At 50.1% G+C, this 19,900-nt stretch carries 21 protein-coding genes; 10 read left to right on the top strand and 11 right to left on the bottom strand.

The window, feature by feature from the left end; genetic code table 11:
* Positions 1–121: 121 nt before the first annotated feature.
* The 3 genes from ACTHSQ_RS05020 to ACTHSQ_RS05010 all read right to left on the bottom strand — a co-directional run bounded on the left by ACTHSQ_RS05020 (position 122) and on the right by ACTHSQ_RS05010 (position 2,492).
* Positions 122–1,096 carry a class 1 fructose-bisphosphatase gene (locus ACTHSQ_RS05020; RefSeq protein ID WP_250589820.1) on the bottom strand — a complete coding sequence of 325 codons (975 nt, stop codon included), beginning with the start codon at positions 1,094–1,096 and terminating at the stop codon, positions 122–124.
* Positions 1,097–1,163: 67 nt separating this feature from the next.
* Complete coding sequence (locus tag ACTHSQ_RS05015) at positions 1,164–1,517, bottom strand: hypothetical protein (RefSeq protein ID WP_049351359.1); 354 nt, start codon at positions 1,515–1,517, stop codon at positions 1,164–1,166.
* Positions 1,518–1,646: 129 nt separating this feature from the next.
* Positions 1,647–2,492, bottom strand: coding sequence for a 23S rRNA (adenine(2030)-N(6))-methyltransferase RlmJ (locus ACTHSQ_RS05010; protein WP_003683388.1), 846 nt, complete (start codon positions 2,490–2,492; stop codon positions 1,647–1,649).
* 125 nt (positions 2,493–2,617) lie between these two features.
* Between ACTHSQ_RS05010 and ACTHSQ_RS05005 the strand changes: the two genes are divergently transcribed.
* Together ACTHSQ_RS05005 and ACTHSQ_RS05000 are read left to right on the top strand one after the other, a co-directional pair.
* Positions 2,618–3,232: a riboflavin synthase gene (locus tag ACTHSQ_RS05005; RefSeq protein ID WP_003683409.1), complete on the top strand. Its 615-nt coding sequence runs from the start codon at positions 2,618–2,620 to the stop codon at positions 3,230–3,232.
* A gap of 16 nt (positions 3,233–3,248) precedes the next feature.
* A complete protein-coding gene (locus ACTHSQ_RS05000) occupies positions 3,249–4,115 on the top strand; it encodes an ATP-binding protein (RefSeq protein WP_036472369.1) in 867 nt (288 codons plus the stop codon).
* A 65-nt stretch (positions 4,116–4,180) separates the two neighbouring features.
* Here the strand turns inward: ACTHSQ_RS05000 and ACTHSQ_RS04995 are convergent, their stop codons facing one another.
* Complete coding sequence (locus tag ACTHSQ_RS04995) at positions 4,181–4,609, bottom strand: Spy/CpxP family protein refolding chaperone (RefSeq protein ID WP_003683375.1); 429 nt, start codon at positions 4,607–4,609, stop codon at positions 4,181–4,183.
* Between the two features lie 277 nt (positions 4,610–4,886).
* Here ACTHSQ_RS04995 and rpe point away from each other — a divergent pair, with 277 nt between their 5' ends.
* Positions 4,887–5,567 (top strand): ribulose-phosphate 3-epimerase, encoded by a 681-nt coding sequence (gene rpe, locus ACTHSQ_RS04990; protein WP_440371364.1) that lies wholly within the window; start codon positions 4,887–4,889, stop codon positions 5,565–5,567.
* Positions 5,568–5,669: 102 nt separating this feature from the next.
* Here the strand turns inward: rpe and ACTHSQ_RS04985 are convergent, their stop codons facing one another.
* Together ACTHSQ_RS04985 and ypfJ are read right to left on the bottom strand one after the other, a co-directional pair.
* Positions 5,670–7,052 carry a phosphomannomutase/phosphoglucomutase gene (locus ACTHSQ_RS04985; protein ID WP_003683373.1) on the bottom strand — a complete coding sequence of 461 codons (1,383 nt, stop codon included), beginning with the start codon at positions 7,050–7,052 and terminating at the stop codon, positions 5,670–5,672.
* Positions 7,053–7,173: 121 nt separating this feature from the next.
* Positions 7,174–8,016 carry a KPN_02809 family neutral zinc metallopeptidase gene (gene ypfJ, locus ACTHSQ_RS04980; RefSeq protein ID WP_003683653.1) on the bottom strand — a complete coding sequence of 281 codons (843 nt, stop codon included), beginning with the start codon at positions 8,014–8,016 and terminating at the stop codon, positions 7,174–7,176.
* 186 nt (positions 8,017–8,202) lie between these two features.
* Between ypfJ and ACTHSQ_RS04975 the strand changes: the two genes are divergently transcribed.
* The gene (locus tag ACTHSQ_RS04975; RefSeq protein WP_002232090.1) at positions 8,203–8,700 is read left to right on the top strand and encodes a YbhB/YbcL family Raf kinase inhibitor-like protein; all 498 of its coding nucleotides are present in this window, start codon (positions 8,203–8,205) and stop codon (positions 8,698–8,700) included.
* 76 nt (positions 8,701–8,776) lie between these two features.
* Here the strand turns inward: ACTHSQ_RS04975 and ACTHSQ_RS04970 are convergent, their stop codons facing one another.
* From ACTHSQ_RS04970 to ACTHSQ_RS04960, 3 genes are all read right to left on the bottom strand, one after another.
* Positions 8,777–9,286 (bottom strand): peptidylprolyl isomerase, encoded by a 510-nt coding sequence (locus tag ACTHSQ_RS04970; RefSeq protein WP_440371363.1) that lies wholly within the window; start codon positions 9,284–9,286, stop codon positions 8,777–8,779.
* A 118-nt stretch (positions 9,287–9,404) separates the two neighbouring features.
* Positions 9,405–10,820, bottom strand: coding sequence for an SLC13 family permease (locus ACTHSQ_RS04965; RefSeq protein ID WP_440371362.1), 1,416 nt, complete (start codon positions 10,818–10,820; stop codon positions 9,405–9,407).
* Between the two features lie 265 nt (positions 10,821–11,085).
* Positions 11,086–12,258 (bottom strand): sugar transporter, encoded by a 1,173-nt coding sequence (locus ACTHSQ_RS04960; protein ID WP_440371361.1) that lies wholly within the window; start codon positions 12,256–12,258, stop codon positions 11,086–11,088.
* A 145-nt stretch (positions 12,259–12,403) separates the two neighbouring features.
* Between ACTHSQ_RS04960 and ACTHSQ_RS04955 the strand changes: the two genes are divergently transcribed.
* The 5 genes from ACTHSQ_RS04955 (at position 12,404) to ACTHSQ_RS04935 (ending at position 16,366) form a co-directional block, all read left to right on the top strand.
* Positions 12,404–12,613, top strand: a complete 210-nt coding sequence (locus ACTHSQ_RS04955) for a heavy-metal-associated domain-containing protein (RefSeq protein ID WP_440371360.1) — start codon at positions 12,404–12,406, stop codon at positions 12,611–12,613.
* 150 nt (positions 12,614–12,763) lie between these two features.
* Positions 12,764–14,962 (top strand): heavy metal translocating P-type ATPase, encoded by a 2,199-nt coding sequence (locus ACTHSQ_RS04950; protein WP_440371359.1) that lies wholly within the window; start codon positions 12,764–12,766, stop codon positions 14,960–14,962.
* Positions 14,963–15,049: 87 nt separating this feature from the next.
* Complete coding sequence (locus tag ACTHSQ_RS04945; protein WP_440371358.1) at positions 15,050–15,274, top strand: hypothetical protein; 225 nt, start codon at positions 15,050–15,052, stop codon at positions 15,272–15,274.
* A gap of 155 nt (positions 15,275–15,429) precedes the next feature.
* Positions 15,430–15,996 (top strand): SGNH/GDSL hydrolase family protein, encoded by a 567-nt coding sequence (locus ACTHSQ_RS04940; RefSeq protein WP_440371357.1) that lies wholly within the window; start codon positions 15,430–15,432, stop codon positions 15,994–15,996.
* 121 nt (positions 15,997–16,117) lie between these two features.
* Positions 16,118–16,366, top strand: coding sequence for a CsbD family protein (locus ACTHSQ_RS04935; RefSeq protein WP_208648090.1), 249 nt, complete (start codon positions 16,118–16,120; stop codon positions 16,364–16,366).
* Between the two features lie 63 nt (positions 16,367–16,429).
* Here ACTHSQ_RS04935 and trpD read toward each other — a convergent pair whose 3' ends face one another.
* Together trpD and ACTHSQ_RS04925 are read right to left on the bottom strand one after the other, a co-directional pair.
* Complete coding sequence (gene trpD / locus ACTHSQ_RS04930) at positions 16,430–17,458, bottom strand: anthranilate phosphoribosyltransferase (RefSeq protein WP_440371356.1); 1,029 nt, start codon at positions 17,456–17,458, stop codon at positions 16,430–16,432.
* 88 nt (positions 17,459–17,546) lie between these two features.
* Positions 17,547–18,137 carry an aminodeoxychorismate/anthranilate synthase component II gene (locus ACTHSQ_RS04925; protein WP_440371355.1) on the bottom strand — a complete coding sequence of 197 codons (591 nt, stop codon included), beginning with the start codon at positions 18,135–18,137 and terminating at the stop codon, positions 17,547–17,549.
* Positions 18,138–18,312: 175 nt separating this feature from the next.
* Between ACTHSQ_RS04925 and ACTHSQ_RS04920 the strand changes: the two genes are divergently transcribed.
* The gene (locus ACTHSQ_RS04920; RefSeq protein ID WP_440371354.1) at positions 18,313–19,854 is read left to right on the top strand and encodes a YdgA family protein; all 1,542 of its coding nucleotides are present in this window, start codon (positions 18,313–18,315) and stop codon (positions 19,852–19,854) included.
* The last annotated feature ends 46 nt before the right edge of the window (positions 19,855–19,900 follow it).

The raw sequence follows: 19,900 nt of genomic DNA, 5'->3' as shown, positions 1-19,900 counted from the left end.
TGTCGCATACAGAACCCAGCTTGCACAGAGCGCCTGAATAGGCTTTTATGAGTGTCCAAGATTTGGGGGCCAGTTCACATATTTCAGACGGCCTTTTTGGGTTTGAAATCAATACATCTGATTATTTTTGATGCAGATTATAAACGTATTCCACTTCTTCGCGGCTGCCCATGAATACGGCAACACGTTGGTGCAGGCCGGTAGGTTGGATGTCGAGCATGGCTTCGATGGCGTTGTTTGATGCGCCGCCGGCTTGTTCCATAAGCAGGCTCATCGGGTTGGCTTCGTACATCAGGCGCAGTTTGCCCGGTTTGGATGGATCGCGTTTGTCTTGTGGATACATGAATACGCCGCCGCGCATCAGGATGCGGTGGATTTCGGCAACCATGCTGGCTACCCAGCGCATATTGTAGTTTTTTCCGCGTACGCCGGTCTCGCCTGCCAGCAATTCGTCAATGTATTGTTGAACAGGGGCGAACCAATGTCTTTGGTTGGACATATTGATGGCGAATTCTTTAGTGGACTCCGGAATGCGCGGATTTTCTTTGGTCAGCAGGAATTGGTTGGCATCGTCCAAAGTGAAGACAAATACGCCGTGACCGACAGTCAGTACCAGTTGGGTTTGCGGACCGTATAAAACATAACCTGCGGCTACTTGGTCGCGGCCTTTTTGCAGGAAAGATTCGGTAGTCAATGCGCCTTCAGGTTTCGCCAAAATGGAGAAGATGGTGCCAACGGAGATGTTGACGTCGATATTGGAAGAGCCGTCCAGCGGATCAAACAATACCAAATAGCCGCCGTTTTCGTGTGTGGCGACATAGGTGTCTTCTTCTTCGCTGGCAAGGCCTGCGATGTTAGCATTGGCTTTTAAAACATCAATCATGATGTTGTTGGCGATGACGTCAAGTTTCTTTTGGTCTTCGCCTTGGATGTTGCCGGTACCTGCCATGCCCAAAACGCCGGAAAGCGCGCCGAGGCGGACTTTGGCGTTGATGTCCAAACAGGCGGTAGCCACGGATTCCAATACGCTGGCCAGCTCTTGCGGCAGTTTGTGTTCGGGCAGGTGTTGGGCTAAGAATTGGTTCAGTGTATTCATGGTTTCACTCTTTTCCTAAGTTTGAATCGGGTATTTTTCAATTTCAGGCCGTCTGAAAACGGCGTGTTCATTTGGTTTTGCTGTCGGCCATGTCTAAAACTTCTTTAGTGCAGGCGATGCTGGTGTCTTTGATGCGTTTTTTCAGCTCGTCGCTCATGGAGTCGCTACCGCCCAAAAGCGAGGTTGCTTCTTCAGGATTGATTTGGTCGACTGTTTTTTCACCGATGCAGCGGCAGATTTTTTCAGTGGTCGCGGAATCAAACGGGCTTTTTCCGGAAGCTTTTTCTACGCAGGCTTCGGTTGCCGAGCGGACAAATTCGGTGCGGAAACTTTGGGTAAATTCTTCTTTAAATTCGTTTTTTACTGATTCGCTGCACGCGCAAAGCAGGAGCGTGCAGGCTAGGGGTGTGCGTATATTCATGAGGGACGGTCGTTAATTGTTATGTTGTGAATTGTAGTGGAAAAAGGCTTAAGTATAAAGGGTTAAGGCCGTCTGAACGGGTATGGCGGAAAAATCGAAGCGTTTGGGTATGCATTCAGACGGCGGCGTTTATTTCGTTTTGCTTTCCAATATATAATGCGCGCCGGCATCTTGCGCTAAAATTTTGGCAAGTTCGGGCAGATTGTTTTGCAGCTGTTCGGCAAGCATATAGGGCGGGTTGATGATGAACATACCGCTGCCGTGCATACCGAAGCCGTCACTGCGCGGCGTATGGACATGAAGCTCGGCGTGCAGATAATTGTCGGGAGCGATTTTTTTGAGTTCGTCCGGCAGTTTGCGGCTTTCTTCGCGGCTCAGGCAGGGATACCAAACCATGTAGCAGCCGGTTTCAAAGCGTTTCAAAGCATCTTTCAAAACTTGGACGACACGGCGGTAGTCTTGTTTTTCTTCGTAGGGCGGATCAATCAAGACTGCAGCGCGGCGGGGCGGAGGAGGCAAGAGTGAAATCAAACCTTGATAACCGTCCACTTGACTGACCTGTGCTTTACGCGCGGGACGGACTTCGCGCATATTGTTTTGCAAATGGACAAAATCGGTAGGGTGCAGCTCAAAGAGGCGCATTTTGTCGCTGTCGCGCGTGAGCGCCTGTGCCAGCCAAGGCGAGCCGCAGTAAAGGTTGTCTTGCGGCAGTATTTGTTTCAGACGGCCTACAAATTCGGCCAATTCGGCAGGCAGCTTGTCAGCTTGTTCCAAGAGCGCAATGCCTTGTTTGTATTCGCCGACTTTTTGCGCTTCATCGCCGCTCAAATCATACAAACCGGCACCGCTGTGCGTATCGATATACCAATAGGGCTTGTCTTTGCGGTTGAAATATTCAAGGACGAGGAAGAGGGTGAAGTGCTTGAGCATATCGGCATGGTTGCCGGCATGGAAGGCGTGGCGGTAGCTGAGCATGATCGGGCTGCGGAAATAAAAATCCGATTATACCCCAAACCATCGCCATCACCGCTTTCAGACGGCCTTTGTGCCTGGAAAATGCTACAATATCCGCCTTATCGTACCATCGGAAAGAAGACATCATGTTTACAGGCATCGTACAAGGCATGGGCAAAATTACAGACATCGCCCAACCTTCGCCCGACTTTCGTACCCACACTGTCGAGCTGCCCCCCGAAATCGCCGACAATCTGCAAACCGGCGCCTCTGTCGCCAACAATGGCTGCTGCCTGACCATTACCCGAATCGACGGCAACAAAGTCAGCTTTGATTTGATGGACGAAACCTTACGCAAAACCAATCTCGGCAGCTTGAAAGTCGGCGACAGTGTCAATTTGGAACGCGCGGCACGGTTTGGCGACGAAATCGGCGGCCATGTGATGAGCGGCCATGTGATGGCGGTTACCCGAATTTCCCGTATCGAATCCAGTGAGTTCAACCGTACCGTTTGGTTTGAGCTGCCGGAAAACCTCAAGCCCTATATTCTCACTAAAGGCTTTGTCGGTTTGGACGGTTGCAGTCTGACCATAGGCGAAGTCAGCGACAGCGAATTTTGCGTACACCTGATTCCGGAGACTTTGGAGCGTACCCTGTTTGGTAGCCGCAAAGAAGGCGACCTCATCAATATTGAAATCGATCCGCAAACCCAAGCCGTTGTAGATACCGTGATGCGTGTATTGGCACAAAAGGCCGTCTGAAAAAAAGAAAGCCGAAATGAAATTATCCAATTTTTTGAAAAAAGCCAATTCCGTTTTAAACCGTCTGGATTTAATCCTGCCTGACGAAGCCGGTAAAACCGACTGGCGCGCTTTGGCCTACCGTTGGCACAGCGTGGGCAAAAAAGGCATTTTGGAAAGCCTGCCGCGCCCGCATACGTTTCCTTTGAGCAGATTGGCGGCAGTCGGTTCGCAAACCGACAGGCTGAAACGCAATACCGAGCAATTTTTGGCAGGCCGTCCTGCAAATAATGTCTTGATGACCGGCGCGCGCGGTACGGGTAAATCCTCCTTGGTTAAAGCGTTGTTGCACGAATACGCCGAACGCGGCCTGCGACTGATTGAGGTGGACAAAAGCGATTTGATCAGCTTGCCGGCTTTGTTGACGCTGTTGTCCGAACGTCCCGAGAAATTTATCGTTTTCTGCGATGATTTGTCGTTTGAAACCGGCGATGAAACCTATAAAGCCTTAAAAACGGCTTTAGACGGCGGACTGTCGCAACGTTGCACCAATGTTTTGGTTTATGCCACTTCCAACCGCCGTCATCTGATTCCCGAATACATGGATGAAAACGGCGGTACTACGGGCACTCGAGGAGAAATCCATCAGAAAGAGGCCGTCGAGGAGAAAATCTCCCTTTCCGACCGCTTCGGCTTATGGCTGAGTTTTTATCCTTTCGATCAAAACGATTATTTGACCGCAGTAGCCAACTGGTTGGACGATTTCAATGTGCCTTTTGACGATACGGCGCGCCAAGCCGCGTTGCAATGGGCGCAAATGCGCGGCAGCCGTTCAGGCCGCTCGGCATGGCAGTTTGCCTGCGACTGGGCAGGACGGTTGCCGGAAGAAAGAGTGTTGGATTAAGGCTGAAAGAGCAAAGGCCGTCTGAATATGGTTTCAGACGGCCTTTCTGTATTTTTATTGATTTATTAGCGCAAGCATGAAGACAACCATTGCTGGCGTTGGCGTGGATTGAGCAGATGATAGAAGCGGTATTGGATTTCCATTTCATCCACCGCATAGTCCATGCTGGAGAGGTAGCGGTTTTCAACATAATCGCGAGCGGCGTTTGAGTCGAATGAGTCGCCGGAGAGGATTTTGATGATGGTTTGACGGCGGTTGCGGTCGGAGCGTACGGTTTTACGGTAGGCTTTATCGTTGATTTGTTTGAAGTCGGTACGCAGACGGCGCAAGGCGGCGTGTTGGTCGGCGGATAAATTGAGCTGTCGAATGTCGCAATTCGGGTGGAAATCGTCCAAGGTGGCCAGAAACGGACCGGCATGTGCAGGCAGACTGGAACAAAGTAGGGCGAGTGCTAAGAAAATAAAAGTCGGATAGCGGGAAAGTGCAACAGACACGGTGTTTTCCTAATGTTTCATCAGGTTTGGAAATATAACCGATAAGCGTGTGAAAGGCAGTATCAATGCAGTTAACTTTTGTTAATGATGTTAGATTTTTTTGTACATGTGTGTAATCTAATAATTTATTTTCAAAGCCTTACTATGTGATTATAAGTTTCATTAATGTATATGAAATGTAAATTCATAAAAATGACGGCAGAGATGTTGTCGGCAGCATACAACATAGGGTTAAAAATGCGATAATGACAAAGGAACACACTTTAGGAGAATAAACATGACCGACTACCGTATCGCTCCCAGTATTTTGTCTGCCGATTTTGCCCGCTTGGGAGAAGAGGTTGCCGAAGTTATCCGCGCCGGTGCGGATTTGATTCATTTTGATGTGATGGACAATCATTATGTGCCGAATCTGACCTTCGGCCCTATGGTTTGCGCGGCTTTGAAACCGTATGCAACCGTGCCGGTCGATGTGCATTTGATGGTTGAGCCGGTTGACGATTTGATTCATGCGTTTGCCAAAGCCGGTGCCAATATTATTACTTTTCATCCGGAAGCCAGCCGCCATGTCGACCGCAGCTTGGGTTTGATTAAAGAATACGGCTGTCAAGCAGGTTTGGTATTGAATCCTGCTACGCCGGTCAATATTCTGGAAAACGTTTTGGACAAACTGGATATGGTGTTGCTAATGTCGGTCAACCCGGGCTTCGGCGGACAAAGCTTTATCCCGAATACGCTGGTGAAAATCCGCAAAGTGCGCGAGATGTTGGACGAGTATGAACGGCAAAACGGCCGCCATATCGCATTGGAAGTCGATGGCGGCGTGAAGACAGACAATATTGCTGAAATTGCAGCGGCAGGTGCGGATACGTTTGTGGCCGGTTCGGCGATTTTTGGCAAACCGGATTACAAAGCCGTTATCGATGAAATGCATCAACAGTTGGCGCAAGTCGGATAATTAAGCCGGGATATTCTTGGTTTCCAAACTTTTGAATCATCAATGTTTAATATTAAAGGCCGTCTGAAATGATTTTCAGACGGCCTTTTTTAGCCTAAACCCTTACAGCGGCCATTTCAATGCAGGATTGCTTTCAATGACTGCTTTGAATTGGTTTTGAATGCGCTCAATTGCTTCTTGCGTATCCGCTTCAAAACGCAATACCAAAATCGGTGTGGTATTGGAAGCACGCATCAGGCCGAAGCCGTCAGGGAATTCAACGCGCAAGCCATCGATGGTGATGATTTCGGTCGCACCTTCAAACTTGGCATTGGCAGCCAGCTCTTCAATCACTTTGTGGCCGTTGCTGCCTTCCGGCAGGTCGATGTTGAGTTCCGGAGTGGAAATGCTTTGCGGCAGCTTGTTCAACACTTCGGACGGATTGTCGAAGGCAGACAGGATTTCCAAGAGGCGTGCGCCGGCATACATACCGTCGTCGAAGCCGAACCAGCGTTCTTTAAAGAAAACGTGGCCGCTCATTTCGCCGGCAACCAGTGCGCCGGTTTTTTTCATGGTGGATTTGATGAAGCTGTGGCCGGTTTTTTCCATCACAGGTTCGCCGCCGTGTTCTTTAATCCAAGGGGCAAGCAGACGGGTGGATTTGACGTCGAAAATCACTTTGGCTTTAGGATTGCGGCTCAACACGTCTTGCGCAAAAAGCATCAGTTGGCGGTCTGGATAGATGATGTTGCCGTCTTTGGTGACCACGCCCAAGCGGTCGGCATCGCCGTCAAATGCCAAGCCGATTTCGGCATCGCTGTTTTTAAGCTCGACGATGAGGTCTTGCAGATTTTTCGGTTTGGACGGATCAGGGTGGTGATTAGGGAAATTGCCGTCCACTTCGCAGAAAAGTTCGGTCACTTCATTGCCCAAACCTTTGTAGAGTTTGCCTGCAAATGCGCCGCCGACACCGTTGCCCGCGTCAATCACGATTTTCATCGGGCGTTTGAGCTTGATGTGGCCGACGATGTTGTTGTGGTATTCGCCGGAGATGTCTTTTTCGGTTACGCTGCCTTGTTTGTCGGCGGTAACAAAACCGTCTTTCTCAACAATAGCTAAAAGTTCTTGAATGGCTTCGCCTGCGAGCGTGTCTCCGCCGAGCATCATTTTGAAACCGTTGTAATCGGGCGGATTGTGGCTGCCGGTAATCATTACGCCGCTGCCGCCGCATTCGTTGATGGCGGCGAAATAAAGCATGGGGGTGGCGACCATGCCGACATTGAGGACGTCGATGCCGCTGTCGGTAAAGCCGCGTTGGATGTGTTCCATCAGTTCGGGACCGCTCAAGCGTCCGTCGCGTCCGAGTGCGATGCGGGTGATGCCTTTTTCGGTGGCTCGGGTGGCGATGGCTTTGCCGATAAGGTAGGCGGCTTCGTTGGTCAGGGTTTTGCCGACAATGCCTCGGATGTCGTAGGCTTTGAAGATGTCGCGGGCAATATTTGCCATGATGGTTTCCTTTGTGATTGTGAATGGAAAACGGGCTTATTCTAACATAGGCAAAGGTCGTCTGAAGGCTTTCAGACGACCTTTGGGGGTTACATCAAATAACCATTCACTGCGGTTTCAATCAGTTACCGAAAGTGTTGCATTGGTTGATGTCGCCGCTTTCCAAACCGCGCTTGAGCCAAGTCATGCGTTCTTCGGACGAGCCATGGGTAAAGCTGTCGGGAACGACATAGCCCTGAGCCTGTTTCTGCAAGCGGTCGTCGCCGACGGATTCGGCGGCAAGCATCGCTTTTTGAATGTCTTCGGCTTTGAAGATATTGTTGTTGACGGCGTAGTGTCCCCAAATACCGGCGAAACAGTCGGCCTGCAATTCGAGTTTGACGGAAAGGGCATTGGCCTCTTTCTTGCCGACTTGTTGTTGCATTTTGTGGACTTTAGGCAGAATGCCGAGCAGGTTTTGAACGTGATGGCCGACTTCATGGGCAATAACGTATGCAAACGCGGCATCGCTGGCGGATTCGAGCTTGGTGCGCATGTCTTCGTAGAAACTCAAATCCAAATAAACTTTTTGGTCGCCCGGGCAGTAAAATGGACCCATGGCAGATTGGCCCGTACCGCAGGCGGTGGATGTACCGCCTTCATACAATACCATGGTTGCCGGCGTGTAGCGTTGGCCGTGTTGTTGGAAATATTTGCCCCATGCTTTTTCCGTATCGGCAAGGACGACACGGGACAGTTCGTTCAATTCGGCTTCTTGTTGGCTGTCGAGTCGGGTAGCTTGCTGGGTAGGAATGCCCATCGAAGATGAGCCACCAACCAAACCGCTTAAATCTACGCCGTAATATGCACCGACTAAAACCACGATAATGCCGAGTATGCCCGGCGTTTTGCCGCCACCGCCGCCGCCACGGCTTCCGCGGCGATCTTCGACGTTTTGGCTTTGTTCACGACCTTTCCAATCCATAATGTGTATCCTGTGTGGTTTTCATGCGGCGGATTATACTATGGAATGTCAAATGTGTTTGATCGAGTTGCGAATATTGCTTGAGGCCGTCTGAAAATGCAGCATCGGGAAAGTGAAAACGGCAGTATCTTTCAGACGGCCTTGGTGTTTGTTAGAATGAACAAACCTACTATTGGGAGATATAAGATGAAAGTCAGCAGTAAAGCTATTGTCAACGGTGAATTTGAAGACAAATACGGCAAGCGCGGCAGCCAGTTCAGCCCGAGCGGTATGCCTTCTTATTCGATTCCTTTTGAGATTGAAGATGCGCCAGAAGGAACAAAATCGTTTGCCGTGGTATTGGAAGACAAAGATGCTATTTCAGCATCGGGTTTTGTATGGACGCATTGGTTGATTTCGGATTTGAAACGCACTTCCGTGGCAGAAAATGAGAGTATTTCTGCAACAGATTTCACACAGGGCGCGAATACTTGGGCGAGCGCGTTGGGTAAATTTGAAATCGAAGAGGCCTCGTTTTACGGCGGTATGGCGCCACCGAACAACCGCCATCGTTATGAACTGATTGTGTACGCGCTGGACACCGTTTTGGATTTGCCGCGCGGTTTCCGCTTTAATGAGTTGCATTTTGCCATGCAGGGCCATGTGTTGGATTCTGCATGCGTGGTCGGTACTTATGATGTGTGACGGTATGCGTCATTATTGAAAAACAGCCTGTCCGTTTTTAATTCGGACAGGCTGTTTTTATGGGAAATCAAATCAATTAAATCACTTCGGCTTTAGTGATGATGACAGGTTCGCTCGGTACGTCGTCGTGGTAACCGTGACGTTTGGTAGAAACGCCTTCGATGGCATCGACAACGTCAAAACCGTCAACGACTTTACCGAATACGGCATAGCCCCAGTCTTGGACGACGGTTTTGCCGTACAGCTCTTTAGAACGGAAGTTCAGGAAGGCGTTGTCGGCGGTGTTGATGAAGAATTGCGCGCTGGCGGAATGCGGGTCGGAAGTACGCGCCATGGCGATGGTGTATTTTTCGTTGGGCAGGCCGTTGGATGCTTCGTTTTGAATCGGATCGCGGGTTTCTTTTTCGTTCATGTTCTCGTCCATGCCGCCGCCTTGAATCATGAAGCCTTTGATGACGCGGTGGAAGATTACGCCGTCGTAGAAGCCGTCTTTAACGTATTGCTCGAAGTTTTTAGCAGTAACGGGGGCTTTGTCGAAATCGAGTTCGATTGTGATGTCGCCTTTGTTGGTGTGCAGGATAATCATGGGTTTCCTTTCGTTAGAATCCGGTTTTGAATCATTCGTTAAATTGTGTCTGAACGACAAACTTCAAGGCCGTCTGAAAAATATTCTTTCAGACGGCCTTGTTGTTTAGGTCGATGGTTTACATCAGTACAGCATAAGCCCACAGAGCAACCAGTACTACGCAGAGGATGTTCAGCAATAAGCCAACATTCATCATTTCGCGTTGTTTGATTAAGCCTGTACCGAACACAATCGCGTTAGGCGGCGTGGCAACCGGCAACATGAAGGCACAAGATGCGCCGACACCGATGACGAATACCAAGACTTGTTCGGGCAGGCCCATTTGCGAGGCGATGCTGGCGAAAATAGGCACAAGCAGGGCGGCGGAAGCCGTGTTACTGGTGAACTCGGTCAGGAAGATGATGAAGGTGGCAACCACGAAAATCACCAGCAATGCAGGAGAATGGGAGAACGTGGAAGCAACTTGCTGACCCAATGCTTCAGATGCGCCGGAAGACTGCAGCAACGCGCTCAAGCTGATACCGCCACCGAAGAGCATCAATACACCCCAGTCGGTATTACGGGCAACTTCTTTCCATTGAGCCACGCCGAATACGACGACGGCAACGGCGGCAATCAGGGCGATAACGGTATCAGGGTTGGAAATACCGAATGCAGCTTTGATTTTGGAGCTGAATACCCAAGCGATGGCTGCGGCCAAGAAAATCAACAGCGCGATAACGCGGTGCAAAGTCCAAGGGATAGATTCGGTTTTAACTTCCACGCGCTCGTTCAAATTAGGCTTGAGGATGACGTACATGGAGAACAGCATCAGCGGCAGAATCAACAGCATCATCGGCAGACCGAGCTTCATCCAACCGACGAAGTCCAAGTTCAGCGCTTTGGCGGCAATCATGTTCGGCGGAGAACCGACCACGGTACCCAAGCCGCCGATACTGGCGCAGTAGGCAATACCGAGCAGGACGAAAACGTAGGTTTTGCGTTCTTTTTCTTGGTCGAGGTGGCTCATCATACCCATTGCCAAAGGCAGCATCATCGCGGCAGTCGCAGTGTTACTGATCCACATAGACAGGAAGGCGGTAACGGCAAACAGCATCAATACGGCAACTTTCATATTGCCGCGGGACAGGCGCAACAGGCTGACGGCGATTTTACGGTCGAGACGCTGCATGTGCAGGGCGGTGGCAAGCGCGAAGCCGCCGAAGAAGATGTAAATCGTCGGGTCGGAGAAACCGGCCATTGATTTTTTGATGTCCATATCCGGGAAACCGAGTACAACGGCAAGGATAGGGATCATCAGTGCGGTAATGGTAATGTGTACGGCTTCGGTAAACCAAAGTGCCGCAACAAAAAGCAACAGCGCGATACCTTTGTTGGCATCGATGCTGTAGGGAAGGATGTAATAAATGCCGAAGCAGACAACAGCAGAGATAATGGTCGTCAGCAGTCCTTTAAAGTCGGTAATCGGCTTTTGCGCACTGAGAAGCTCGACGTTCTCAGGATGCTGAGTCTTATCCTTGGCGTTTAAGTCCATGATGTATTCCTCTGAAACATGATTGGTTTTTCTTTTCAGCCGTACGTTCAGACGGCCTAATAGGTAACAGTATATTTGTAATTTAATGTAGTGTAAACAAATTGTAAATTATTTTTTAAAAATGAAATGAAAACCGGATAAGCAGCAAGAAAGCTGCTTATCCGGAGGAATAAAGACCCATCGTGAGTTAGTAAGAATCAGGACAAATCGGTAAAACTGCTAAAATTACGGCCGAGTCAGTCATACTATCCTGATTTATATGGATTTAAACGTTTTGCGTCAGATTGTCTTGTTCCCTAAACAACAAACCGCAAACGGCCAGACCTGCCGCTGCCAGCAAGGCGCCGGCAATGCCGATATTGGAAAGGCTGAACCAGACGGTTACATAGTGTCCCAAAAGCGCACCGCCGCCAATGCCGACATTGTACAAACCTGAATAAATCGAGTTGGCCACATCTGTTGCATCCGAGGCAAATGCCAAGACTTTCGACACCATGCCCAAGCTGACGATGACAATAGCCACGCCCCAAATAAACACCAGCGCGTACACCGCATAAGGGAAAGAGGCAAACGGCAGAAGCAGCAGGGCAGAGAGCAGGATGACCGCCACTGCGCCAAGCATAAACAGGCGTTGCGATTTGGCAAACCATTTACCAAACAGATAAGAAGCGGCGAAGCCTGCCAAACCATACAGGCTTAAAACGATGGTAACTTGTTCAGCCTTAAATCCGCCAACTTGCAACACAAAAGGCTCGATATAGCTGTATGCCGTGAAGTGTGCCGTAATAATCAACACCGTTATGGCATAAAGCAGCATCAGATTGCGGCGCTTGAACAAACTCGGCAGGCTGCTTAAAGAGCCGGTATTTTGGCTGGGTAAAGCAGGCAGATTTTTGGCCAACACCAGCATTACGCCGGCAGCGCAGACGCCGATCAGCAGGAAGCTGAGCTGCCAGCCGAAGTATTGCCCGATCACTCGCCCCAGCGGAATGCCCAAAACCATCGCCAAAACCGTACCCGTACTGAGCAAGCCCAGAGCCTGATTGGTTTTGCCGGTGGGCGCAAGCCGTACCGCCAAAGAAGCCGTAATCGACCAAAATACCGCGTGTGTCAGCGCAATCCCGATACGGCTGACCAAGAGGATGTTGAAGTTCCAAGAAAAGAACGACAGCGCGTGAAACAGCGCAAACAGTGCAAACAGCATCAGCAATAATTTGCGCCGTTCGATGTTTTTCGTCATCAGCATCAGCGGCAGCGATAGGAGCGCAACAATCCACGCGTACACCGTAACCATCATGCCCATTTCCGTTGCCGGTTTGCCAAAGCTCTGACCGATGTCGCTCAAAAGCGCAATCGGAATGTATTCGGTGGTATTGAAAATAAACGCTCCCACCGCCAGCGCACATACGCTAACCCATTGTTTGAATGTTGAAGTCATTATTATGTCCGTTTGATGAAGCAAAGGGCGTTATTGTACGCCTATCTGCATTTTTCAGACGGCCTTTAATGAAGAATTTGCAAGCTGTTTGTGTAAGGAGTAAAGTGTTTGGCAACCATATTTGTTTGAATGAAAGGAAATACAAATGCAAACTGTTACCCTCAACATCGACGGTATGACCTGCGGCGGCTGCGTGAAAAGCGTAACCTGTCTTTTGGAAGGCGTAGAAGGCGTGGAAAAAGCAGAAGTCAGCTTGGAAAACAAAAATGCAGTGATTACTTTCGATGAGAGCAAGACAGATGCCGACGCGCTGATTGATGCCGTAGAAGACGGCGGCTACGACGTGGCTTTGTAACCGATAAGCGTATTTTTGAATATAAGGCCGTCTGAAACGTTTCAGACGGCCTTTGTCTCTTGATCACTTACTTTTTGCCATTATGTCGTTTTCGTTTGATAATACATAAATACAAAAACACGCACCAAACAATCAATAGGAGGCTTTGCCATGCAACAAAAAGTCCGTTTCCAAATCGAAGGCATGACCTGTCAGGCCTGCGCTTCGCGCATTGAAAAAGTGTTGAACAAAAAAGACTTTGTCGAATCGGCTGGGGTGAACTTCGCCAGCGAGGAGGCGCAGGTGGTGTTTGACGACAGCCAAACCTCCGCTGCCGACATTGCCAAAATCATTGAGAAAACCGGTTACGGCGCGAAGGAAAAAACGGAAGATACATTGCCGCAACCTGAGGCGGAAAATCATATCGGCTGGCGGCTGTGGCTTTTGCTGGCAATCAATATCCCGTTCCTTGTCGGCATGACAGGCATGATGATCGGGCGGCACGATTGGATGATTCCGCCGTTGTGGCAGTTTGCGCTGGCAAGTGTGGTGCAACTTTGGCTGGCGGTGCCGTTTTACAAAAGCGCGTGGGCGAGTATTAAAGGCGGACTGGCGAATATGGACGTGCTCGTTACCATCGGCACGGTCTCGATTTACCTGTATTCCGTTTATATGCTGTTTTATCCCATTTATACGTTTTTTTTCAGCCCGCACGCGGCGCACGGTATGGAGCATGCGTATTATCATGTGTATTTTGAAGCAGGCGTGATGGTGATTGGTTTTGTGTCGCTGGGCAAATTTTTGGAACACCGCACCAAAAAATCCAGCCTGAACAGCTTGGGCTTGCTGCTCAAACTCACGCCTACTCAAGTTAACGTGCAACGCAATGGCGAATGGCAACAGCTTCCCATCGACCAAGTGCAAATTGGCGACCTTATCCGCGCCAACCACGGCGAACGTATTGCCGCCGACGGCATTATCGAAAGCGGCAGCGGTTGGGCGGACGAGAGTCATCTTACCGGCGAATCCAACCCCGAAGAGAAAAATGCGGGCGGCAAAGTGTTGGCGGGCGCGCTGATGACCGAAGGCAGCGTGGTGTACCGCGCCACGCAGCTCGGCAGCCAAACCCTGCTCGGCGACATGATGAACGCGCTGTCCGAAGCGCAAGGCGGCAAGGCGCCGATTGCGCGTGTGGCGGATAAGGCGGCGGCGGTGTTCGTGCCTGCCGTCGTGAGCATCGCGCTGTTGACTTTTATCGCCACTTGGCTGATGAAAGGCGATTGGACGGTGGCACTGATGCACGCCGTTGCCGTTTTGGTGATTGCTTGCCCGTGTGCACTCGGTCTGGCGACGCCCGCCGCGATTATGGTCGGCATGGGCAAGGCGGTGAAACACGGTATTTGGTTTAAAGACGCGGCGGCGATGGAAGAAGCCGCCCACGTCGATGCCGTCGTGTTGGACAAAACCGGCACGCTGACCGAAGGCAGGCCGCAGGTTGCCGCCGTTTATTGCGTCCCCGACAGCGGCTTTGACGAAGACACTTTGTACCTCCTCGCCGCCGCCGTCGAACAAAACGCCGCCCACCCGCTCGCCCGCGCCATCGTCTCCGCCGCCCAAGCGCGCGGTTTGGAGATTCCTGCCGCACAAAACGCGCAAACCGTCGTCGGCGCAGGCATTACTGCCGAAGTCGAAGGCGTGGGCTTGGTGAAAGCGGGCAAACTTGATTTTGCCGAATTAAGGCTACCTGAAAACCTTTCAGACGACGTCTGGCGCATCGCAAGCATCGTTGCCGTTTCCGCCAACGGCAAACCCATTGGCGCATTCGCACTTGCCGACGCATTGGAAGCCGATACCGCCGAAGCCATAGGCCGTCTGAAAAAACACGGCATCGACGTTTACATCATGAGCGGCGACAATCAAGGCACGGTCGAATATGTCGCCAAACAACTGGGCATCGCACACGCCTTCGGCAACATGAGTCCGCGCGACAAAGCCGCCGAAGTGCAAAAACTCAAAGCCGCCGGCAAAACCGTGGCGATGGTCGGCGACGGCATCAACGACGCGCCCGCACTCGCCGCTGCCAACGTCAGCTTCGCCATGAAGGGCGGCGCAGACGTTGCCGAACACACCGCATCCGCCACGCTGATGCAGCATTCGGTCAACCAGCTCGCCGATGCCCTGCTGGTGTCGCAGGCGACTTTGAAAAACATCAAGCAAAACCTGTTTTTCGCCTTCTTCTACAATATCTTGGGCATTCCACTCGCCGCACTCGGCTTTTTAAATCCCGTCATCGCAGGCGCGGCAATGGCGGCAAGCTCGGTTTCCGTGTTGAGCAATGCCTTGCGCCTGAAACGGGTGAATATTGAGTGATAATATAAAGGCCGTCTGAAGACTGTTTTTTCAGACGGCCTTCAATCCATATTTTCTGATTTTGAGACCCAAGCGGGAGTATGTCGTATGGACATGATGTTGTTGACCAATATTGTATTGATTGTTTTATGTATTTTTACCATGTTGCTGGTGTGGTCGCGCAACTGGAAACGCAAGCAGGCGTATTTTGAGAAAATCAAAAGCAATCCGGAAAACCTCAAATGGGTTGGGCAAAATCTGACCGGTCAGGACTGGAAGGATTTGAAAGTCGTGAGCGACCATTTTGGCCTACCCATGTTGCAGGCCAAGTAATTAATTGATTTTTATAAAAACAGTCAGCATTAATTTATGATTTAACGATAGAATTTGACTGAAGTTAAGGCCGTCTGAAATAGCACTCTTATAATAATATAAGTAATATTTCAGACGGCCTTGCTGTTGGTTCAAATAAAGGGAGGAGAACAAAAATGACCGTTTACTTAATCGGCGATTCCGTTCGGCTTGCATCGGAGCCTTACACACGCGCCGCTTTGCCTGAGGCGGATATTGTTTCTCCATCGGAAAACTGCCGTTCGTCGCATGATGTGCTAGAGCATATCGGGCAATGGACAGAGGGCGCGACTGTGGGAGACATTATCCACATCAACTGCGGTTTGCACGACATCCGTCACAATCAAGGCTGTAATGAGCCGGTGGCCGATATAGAAACCTACCGCAACAACCTGACCCGAATTTTCGATTATCTGAAACAGACTGGGGCAAAAATTATTTGGGCGAGCAGTACGCCGTTTTTGGAAAGCGTACACAATATCGTCAAACCCTCGCGCCGTTATCTGGCCGACTTGAAGGCCTATAACCGTGTGGCGGAGGATTTAGCAAGGCAATATGGTTTTGCCGTTAATGATTTATACAGTTTGATGTTCGGGCAGGACTTGACTGATGTGATGCTGTGCGATGGGCTTCATTTCAATGAGTTCGGCAGTAAGATGATAGGCAAGGCAGTAGCCGAAGCGATATTGAAACAGATGGACTAACCCTACTTAACTCGTTTTGTCATGTTTTGGCTTTCAGACGGCCTTTAAAGCTAAAGCAAAGTTCCCAATATAAGGTAATGCAGCACTAATTCTTATCAACATTTAATCCAGGAGTATGACCATGAGCGGCGAATTAGATAAAATCAGCGGTAAAGTAAAAGAAGTGGCTGGAGATGTATCCGGCAATGCTAAACTTGAAGCTGAGGGCTTGGTTCAACAAGGAATTGGCAAAGTAAAAGAAGTGGTCGGCGACATTGAAGAAAAAGTCGGCGATGTTTTGCAAAAAGGCAAAGAAGAAGCCGAGCATTTGGTTGATGAAGCCAAAGAAAAAGCTGAAAGCTTGATTAATGATATTAAAAGCAAATTTTAATATTTAAAGAATAAAAGGCCGTCTGAAAGATTTTCAGACGGCCTTTGTTTATGGTTTTAAAGCTTAGGCAAACTGTTTGCCAAATTCGATAAATTCGTCTTTTTTGGCTTTGGCTTTGCCGGAGTCGATGGCTTCTTGAGCGGCTTTGACACCATCTGCCAGCGAAGCGACCACATTTCCTGCGTAGAGCGCGGCGGCGGCATTTAGGACGACGATATCGCGTGCGGCACCGGCTTTGCCGTCCAACACTTCGTTCATTTTTTGCAGGGATTCTTGCGCGTTTTCGACTTTGATTTCGTCTAAATTGCGGCGGACTTCCATGCCGAAATCGGCTGGGCTGATGTCGTATTCGGTGATTTTGCCGTCTTTCAGTTCAGCAACGCGGGTTTTGCCGGTCAGCGTGATTTCATCCAAACCGCCTTCGCCGCACACAACCAAAACATGTTTAGAGCCAAGCTGTTGCAATACGCGGGAAAGAATGCCGCACAAGTCGATGTGGAACACGCCCAAGAGTTGGTTTGCCGCGCCGGCAGGATTGGTCAGCGGGCCCAAGATATTGAAGATGCTGCGGAAGCCGAGCGAACGGCGGACGGGGGCAACATAGCGCATGGCGCTGTGATGGTTGGGTGCGAACATAAAGCCGATGCCGGTTTGCTGAATGCTTTGGGCGACCTGTTCGGGGTTGAGGTTGAGGTTGGTGCCCATTTGTTCCATGACATCGGCAGCGCCGCTGGATGAAGAAACGGAGCGGCCGCCGTGTTTGGCGACTTTCGCGCCTGCCGCAGCCGCGACAAACATGGAAGTCGTGGAAATATTGAAAGTTTTGGCACCGTCGCCGCCCGTGCCGACAATATCGACCAAGTTATCGGCGTTTTCCAGCGGCACTTTGGTGGCAAATTCACGCATCACGCTGGCTGCGGCGGTAATCTCGGAAACGGTTTCAACTTTAATCCGCAGGCCGGTCAGGATGGCGGCGATTTGCTCGGGCGGAACTTGGCCGCTCATGATTTGGCGCATGAGGTCGGTCATTTCATCGTAGAAAAGTTCGTTGTTGCTGATGAGGCGTTCAATCGCTTGTTGAGGGGTAATCATGATTTTTCCTTTGTTCGTGTCCGATGTGATTCAGGCCGTCTGAAAATGCGGTTTGAACACTGTCAAACACATTTCAGACGGCCTTTCATTAAGATTTTTGCGGACGATAGTCTTTGAATTCTTCCAAGAAGTTTTTCAGCATATCGTGGCCGTGTTCGGTCAGCAGGGCTTCGGGGTGGAACTGTACGCCTTCGACGGCATATTCTTTGTGGCGTACGCCCATGATTTCGCCGTCTTCCGTCCATGCGGTAATTTCGAGGCAGTCGGGCAGGGTGGCGCGGTCGATGGCCAGGCTGTGGTAGCGCGTGCAGTTGACCGGATTGGGCAGGTCTTTAAACATGCCTGTGCCGTGATGGAAAACGGGGGAGACTTTACCGTGCATCATTGTTTGCGCACGCACGACATTGCCGCCGAACGCTTCGCCCATGGTTTGATGCCCGAGGCACACGCCCATGACGGGGAGCCTGCCGGCAAAGTGCTGCATGGCTGCAACAGAAATGCCTGCTTCTTTAGGGGAACAAGGGCCGGGACCGATGACCAAATATTGCGGTTTTAGGGCTTCGATTTCTTCGATGGTGATTTCATCGTTGCAGCGAACCAAAACTTCCTGCCTCAACTCGGCAAAGTATTGGACGATGTTGTAGGTGAAGCTGTCGTAATTATCAATGAATAAAAGCATTTGCAAACCTTTAATGACATTTTGGCAGTCAGGGTAAGGCCTGCCAAAAGTGTAAAAATCGTTTATGTTTGCATAATATCACAATCTTTACCTAAAGGCCGTCTGAAAAGGCGGATAAGACAAAACAGCTAAAAAATGCTATGCTTTACGCTTTGAACCTAATCTGTTTGAAGTGATGAAAAAGTATCTTATCCCGACTGCCGCCGTCGTTGTCGCCGCTGTGCTCGGTACGCCTTATTATCTTGGTGTCAAAGCGGAAGAAAGCCTGACCGAGCAACAAAAGCTGTTGCAGGAATCCGGTTTCTTGACCGTTGAGTCCCACCAATACGATCGCGGCTGGTTCAGTTCAACCGAGACCACCGTCATCCGCCTCAAGCCGACCCTGCTTCAAAATACGCAAAAATACCTGCCGGACAATTTGAAAACCGTCCTGCAAGAGCCGATTACGGTCATCAACCACGTGACACACGGCCCGTTTGCCGGCGGTTTCGGCACTCGCGCCCATGTGGAAACCGAGTTCCAATACCATCCGGAAACCAAAAAAGTTTTGGACCGCTTCTTCGGCCAGCAAACGCCGTTGACCATGACCAATACGGTTTACCTTTCCGGCGACGGCAAACTCAGCCTCAATATCCCCGCATTCGACTATGAAGAGCTCTCCGGTATCAAGCTCAACTGGAAAGGCTTTAGCGGCAATACCGATTACAGCCAAGGCTTCAAAAGTTATCGCCACGATTACCTTGCACCGTCTCTACAAGTCAAATTGGCCGACAAAGGCGATGTGTCTTTGGAAAACCTGCGCTTCCAATCCGAAACGGAAGACGGCCTGACCAAGCTTGCTTTGGGCAAGAGCAGCATTACGCTGGATAAATTCCTGCTGCAATGGAAAGAAAACATCGATTACAACGTTAAGTTGAACGAACTGGTCAACCTTGTGACCAACCTGCAAATCGGTGCATTCATCAATCCGACCGGCACGATTGCTCCATCTAAAATTGAAGTCAGCAAACTGCGTTTCGATACCCAAACCGGCGAAGTCGATAAATTCATCAACAGCGAAGGCCGCTTCCAATTTGAAAGCCTGACCTATGGCGAAGACAAATACGGCCCTCTGGACATCAATGTTGCTGCCGAGCATTTGGATGCCGCATCACTTCTGGCATTAAAAAACAAAATTGCCGAAGTGTCCGTGAAGAAAATGAGCGAAGAAGAAATTCAGGCTTCCTTGATTCAGACGGCTAAAAACGAGGCTTCAGGCCTGTTTACCAACAATCCGGTTTTGAACGTTAAAACCTTCAAATTCACCATGCCTCATGGCGATGTCGATGTCAGCGGCAAACTTGCGTTTAAAGGTTTGGCAGCCAAAGACCTCAACAATTTGGGCGATATGCTGAAGAAAACCGAAGCCGACTTCAATATGAGCGTACCGCAAAAATTGTTGGAGCAGCTCGCCGTCAACCAAGCAAGCAGCCTGTTTAGCGTCAATGCCGAAGATGAAGCCGCAGGCCGCGCCAGCATCGATGATATTAACGAAACCTTGCGCCTGATGGTGGACAGTACCATCAAAAGCATGGCAAGCGAGAAATATCTGACCTTAGAAGACGATAATGTCAAAACCCATCTGACTCTGCAAAACAGCGAGTTGAAATTAAACGGAAAAGTCCTTCAAAGCGATCCGGAACCCGAGTTTGACGAAGCAGACTTTCCCAATAACTAATCCTCAATCACACAAACAGCGGTTTTAACTTCTCAGAAGTTAAAAC

This window comes from Neisseria sp. P0009.S008, from assembly GCF_051958615.1.
In the GTDB taxonomy this organism is placed as follows: Bacteria; Pseudomonadota; Gammaproteobacteria; order Burkholderiales; family Neisseriaceae; genus Neisseria; species Neisseria subflava.
The sequence above is the reverse complement of the archived record's forward strand: the minus strand, read 5'-3'. Positions and strand labels throughout refer to the sequence as shown.

Excerpts from the sequence above, each read along its gene's own strand:
- ACTHSQ_RS05020 (WP_250589820.1), bottom strand. The coding sequence starts at position 1,096 with ATGAATACACTGAACCAATTCTTAGCCCAACACCTGCCCGAACACAAA.
- ACTHSQ_RS05015 (WP_049351359.1), bottom strand. The coding sequence starts at position 1,517 with ATGAATATACGCACACCCCTAGCCTGCACGCTCCTGCTTTGCGCGTGC.
- ACTHSQ_RS05010 (WP_003683388.1), bottom strand. The coding sequence starts at position 2,492 with ATGCTCAGCTACCGCCACGCCTTCCATGCCGGCAACCATGCCGATATG.
- ACTHSQ_RS05005 (WP_003683409.1), top strand. The coding sequence starts at position 2,618 with ATGTTTACAGGCATCGTACAAGGCATGGGCAAAATTACAGACATCGCC.
- ACTHSQ_RS05000 (WP_036472369.1), top strand. The coding sequence starts at position 3,249 with ATGAAATTATCCAATTTTTTGAAAAAAGCCAATTCCGTTTTAAACCGT.
- rpe (WP_440371364.1), top strand. The coding sequence starts at position 4,887 with ATGACCGACTACCGTATCGCTCCCAGTATTTTGTCTGCCGATTTTGCC.
- ACTHSQ_RS04985 (WP_003683373.1), bottom strand. The coding sequence starts at position 7,052 with ATGGCAAATATTGCCCGCGACATCTTCAAAGCCTACGACATCCGAGGC.
- ypfJ (WP_003683653.1), bottom strand. The coding sequence starts at position 8,016 with ATGGATTGGAAAGGTCGTGAACAAAGCCAAAACGTCGAAGATCGCCGC.
- ACTHSQ_RS04975 (WP_002232090.1), top strand. The coding sequence starts at position 8,203 with ATGAAAGTCAGCAGTAAAGCTATTGTCAACGGTGAATTTGAAGACAAA.
- ACTHSQ_RS04970 (WP_440371363.1), bottom strand. The coding sequence starts at position 9,286 with ATGATTATCCTGCACACCAACAAAGGCGACATCACAATCGAACTCGAT.
- ACTHSQ_RS04965 (WP_440371362.1), bottom strand. The coding sequence starts at position 10,820 with ATGGACTTAAACGCCAAGGATAAGACTCAGCATCCTGAGAACGTCGAG.
- ACTHSQ_RS04960 (WP_440371361.1), bottom strand. The coding sequence starts at position 12,258 with ATGACTTCAACATTCAAACAATGGGTTAGCGTATGTGCGCTGGCGGTG.
- ACTHSQ_RS04955 (WP_440371360.1), top strand. The coding sequence starts at position 12,404 with ATGCAAACTGTTACCCTCAACATCGACGGTATGACCTGCGGCGGCTGC.
- ACTHSQ_RS04950 (WP_440371359.1), top strand. The coding sequence starts at position 12,764 with ATGCAACAAAAAGTCCGTTTCCAAATCGAAGGCATGACCTGTCAGGCC.
- ACTHSQ_RS04945 (WP_440371358.1), top strand. The coding sequence starts at position 15,050 with ATGGACATGATGTTGTTGACCAATATTGTATTGATTGTTTTATGTATT.
- ACTHSQ_RS04940 (WP_440371357.1), top strand. The coding sequence starts at position 15,430 with ATGACCGTTTACTTAATCGGCGATTCCGTTCGGCTTGCATCGGAGCCT.
- ACTHSQ_RS04935 (WP_208648090.1), top strand. The coding sequence starts at position 16,118 with ATGAGCGGCGAATTAGATAAAATCAGCGGTAAAGTAAAAGAAGTGGCT.
- trpD (WP_440371356.1), bottom strand. The coding sequence starts at position 17,458 with ATGATTACCCCTCAACAAGCGATTGAACGCCTCATCAGCAACAACGAA.
- ACTHSQ_RS04925 (WP_440371355.1), bottom strand. The coding sequence starts at position 18,137 with ATGCTTTTATTCATTGATAATTACGACAGCTTCACCTACAACATCGTC.
- ACTHSQ_RS04920 (WP_440371354.1), top strand. The coding sequence starts at position 18,313 with ATGAAAAAGTATCTTATCCCGACTGCCGCCGTCGTTGTCGCCGCTGTG.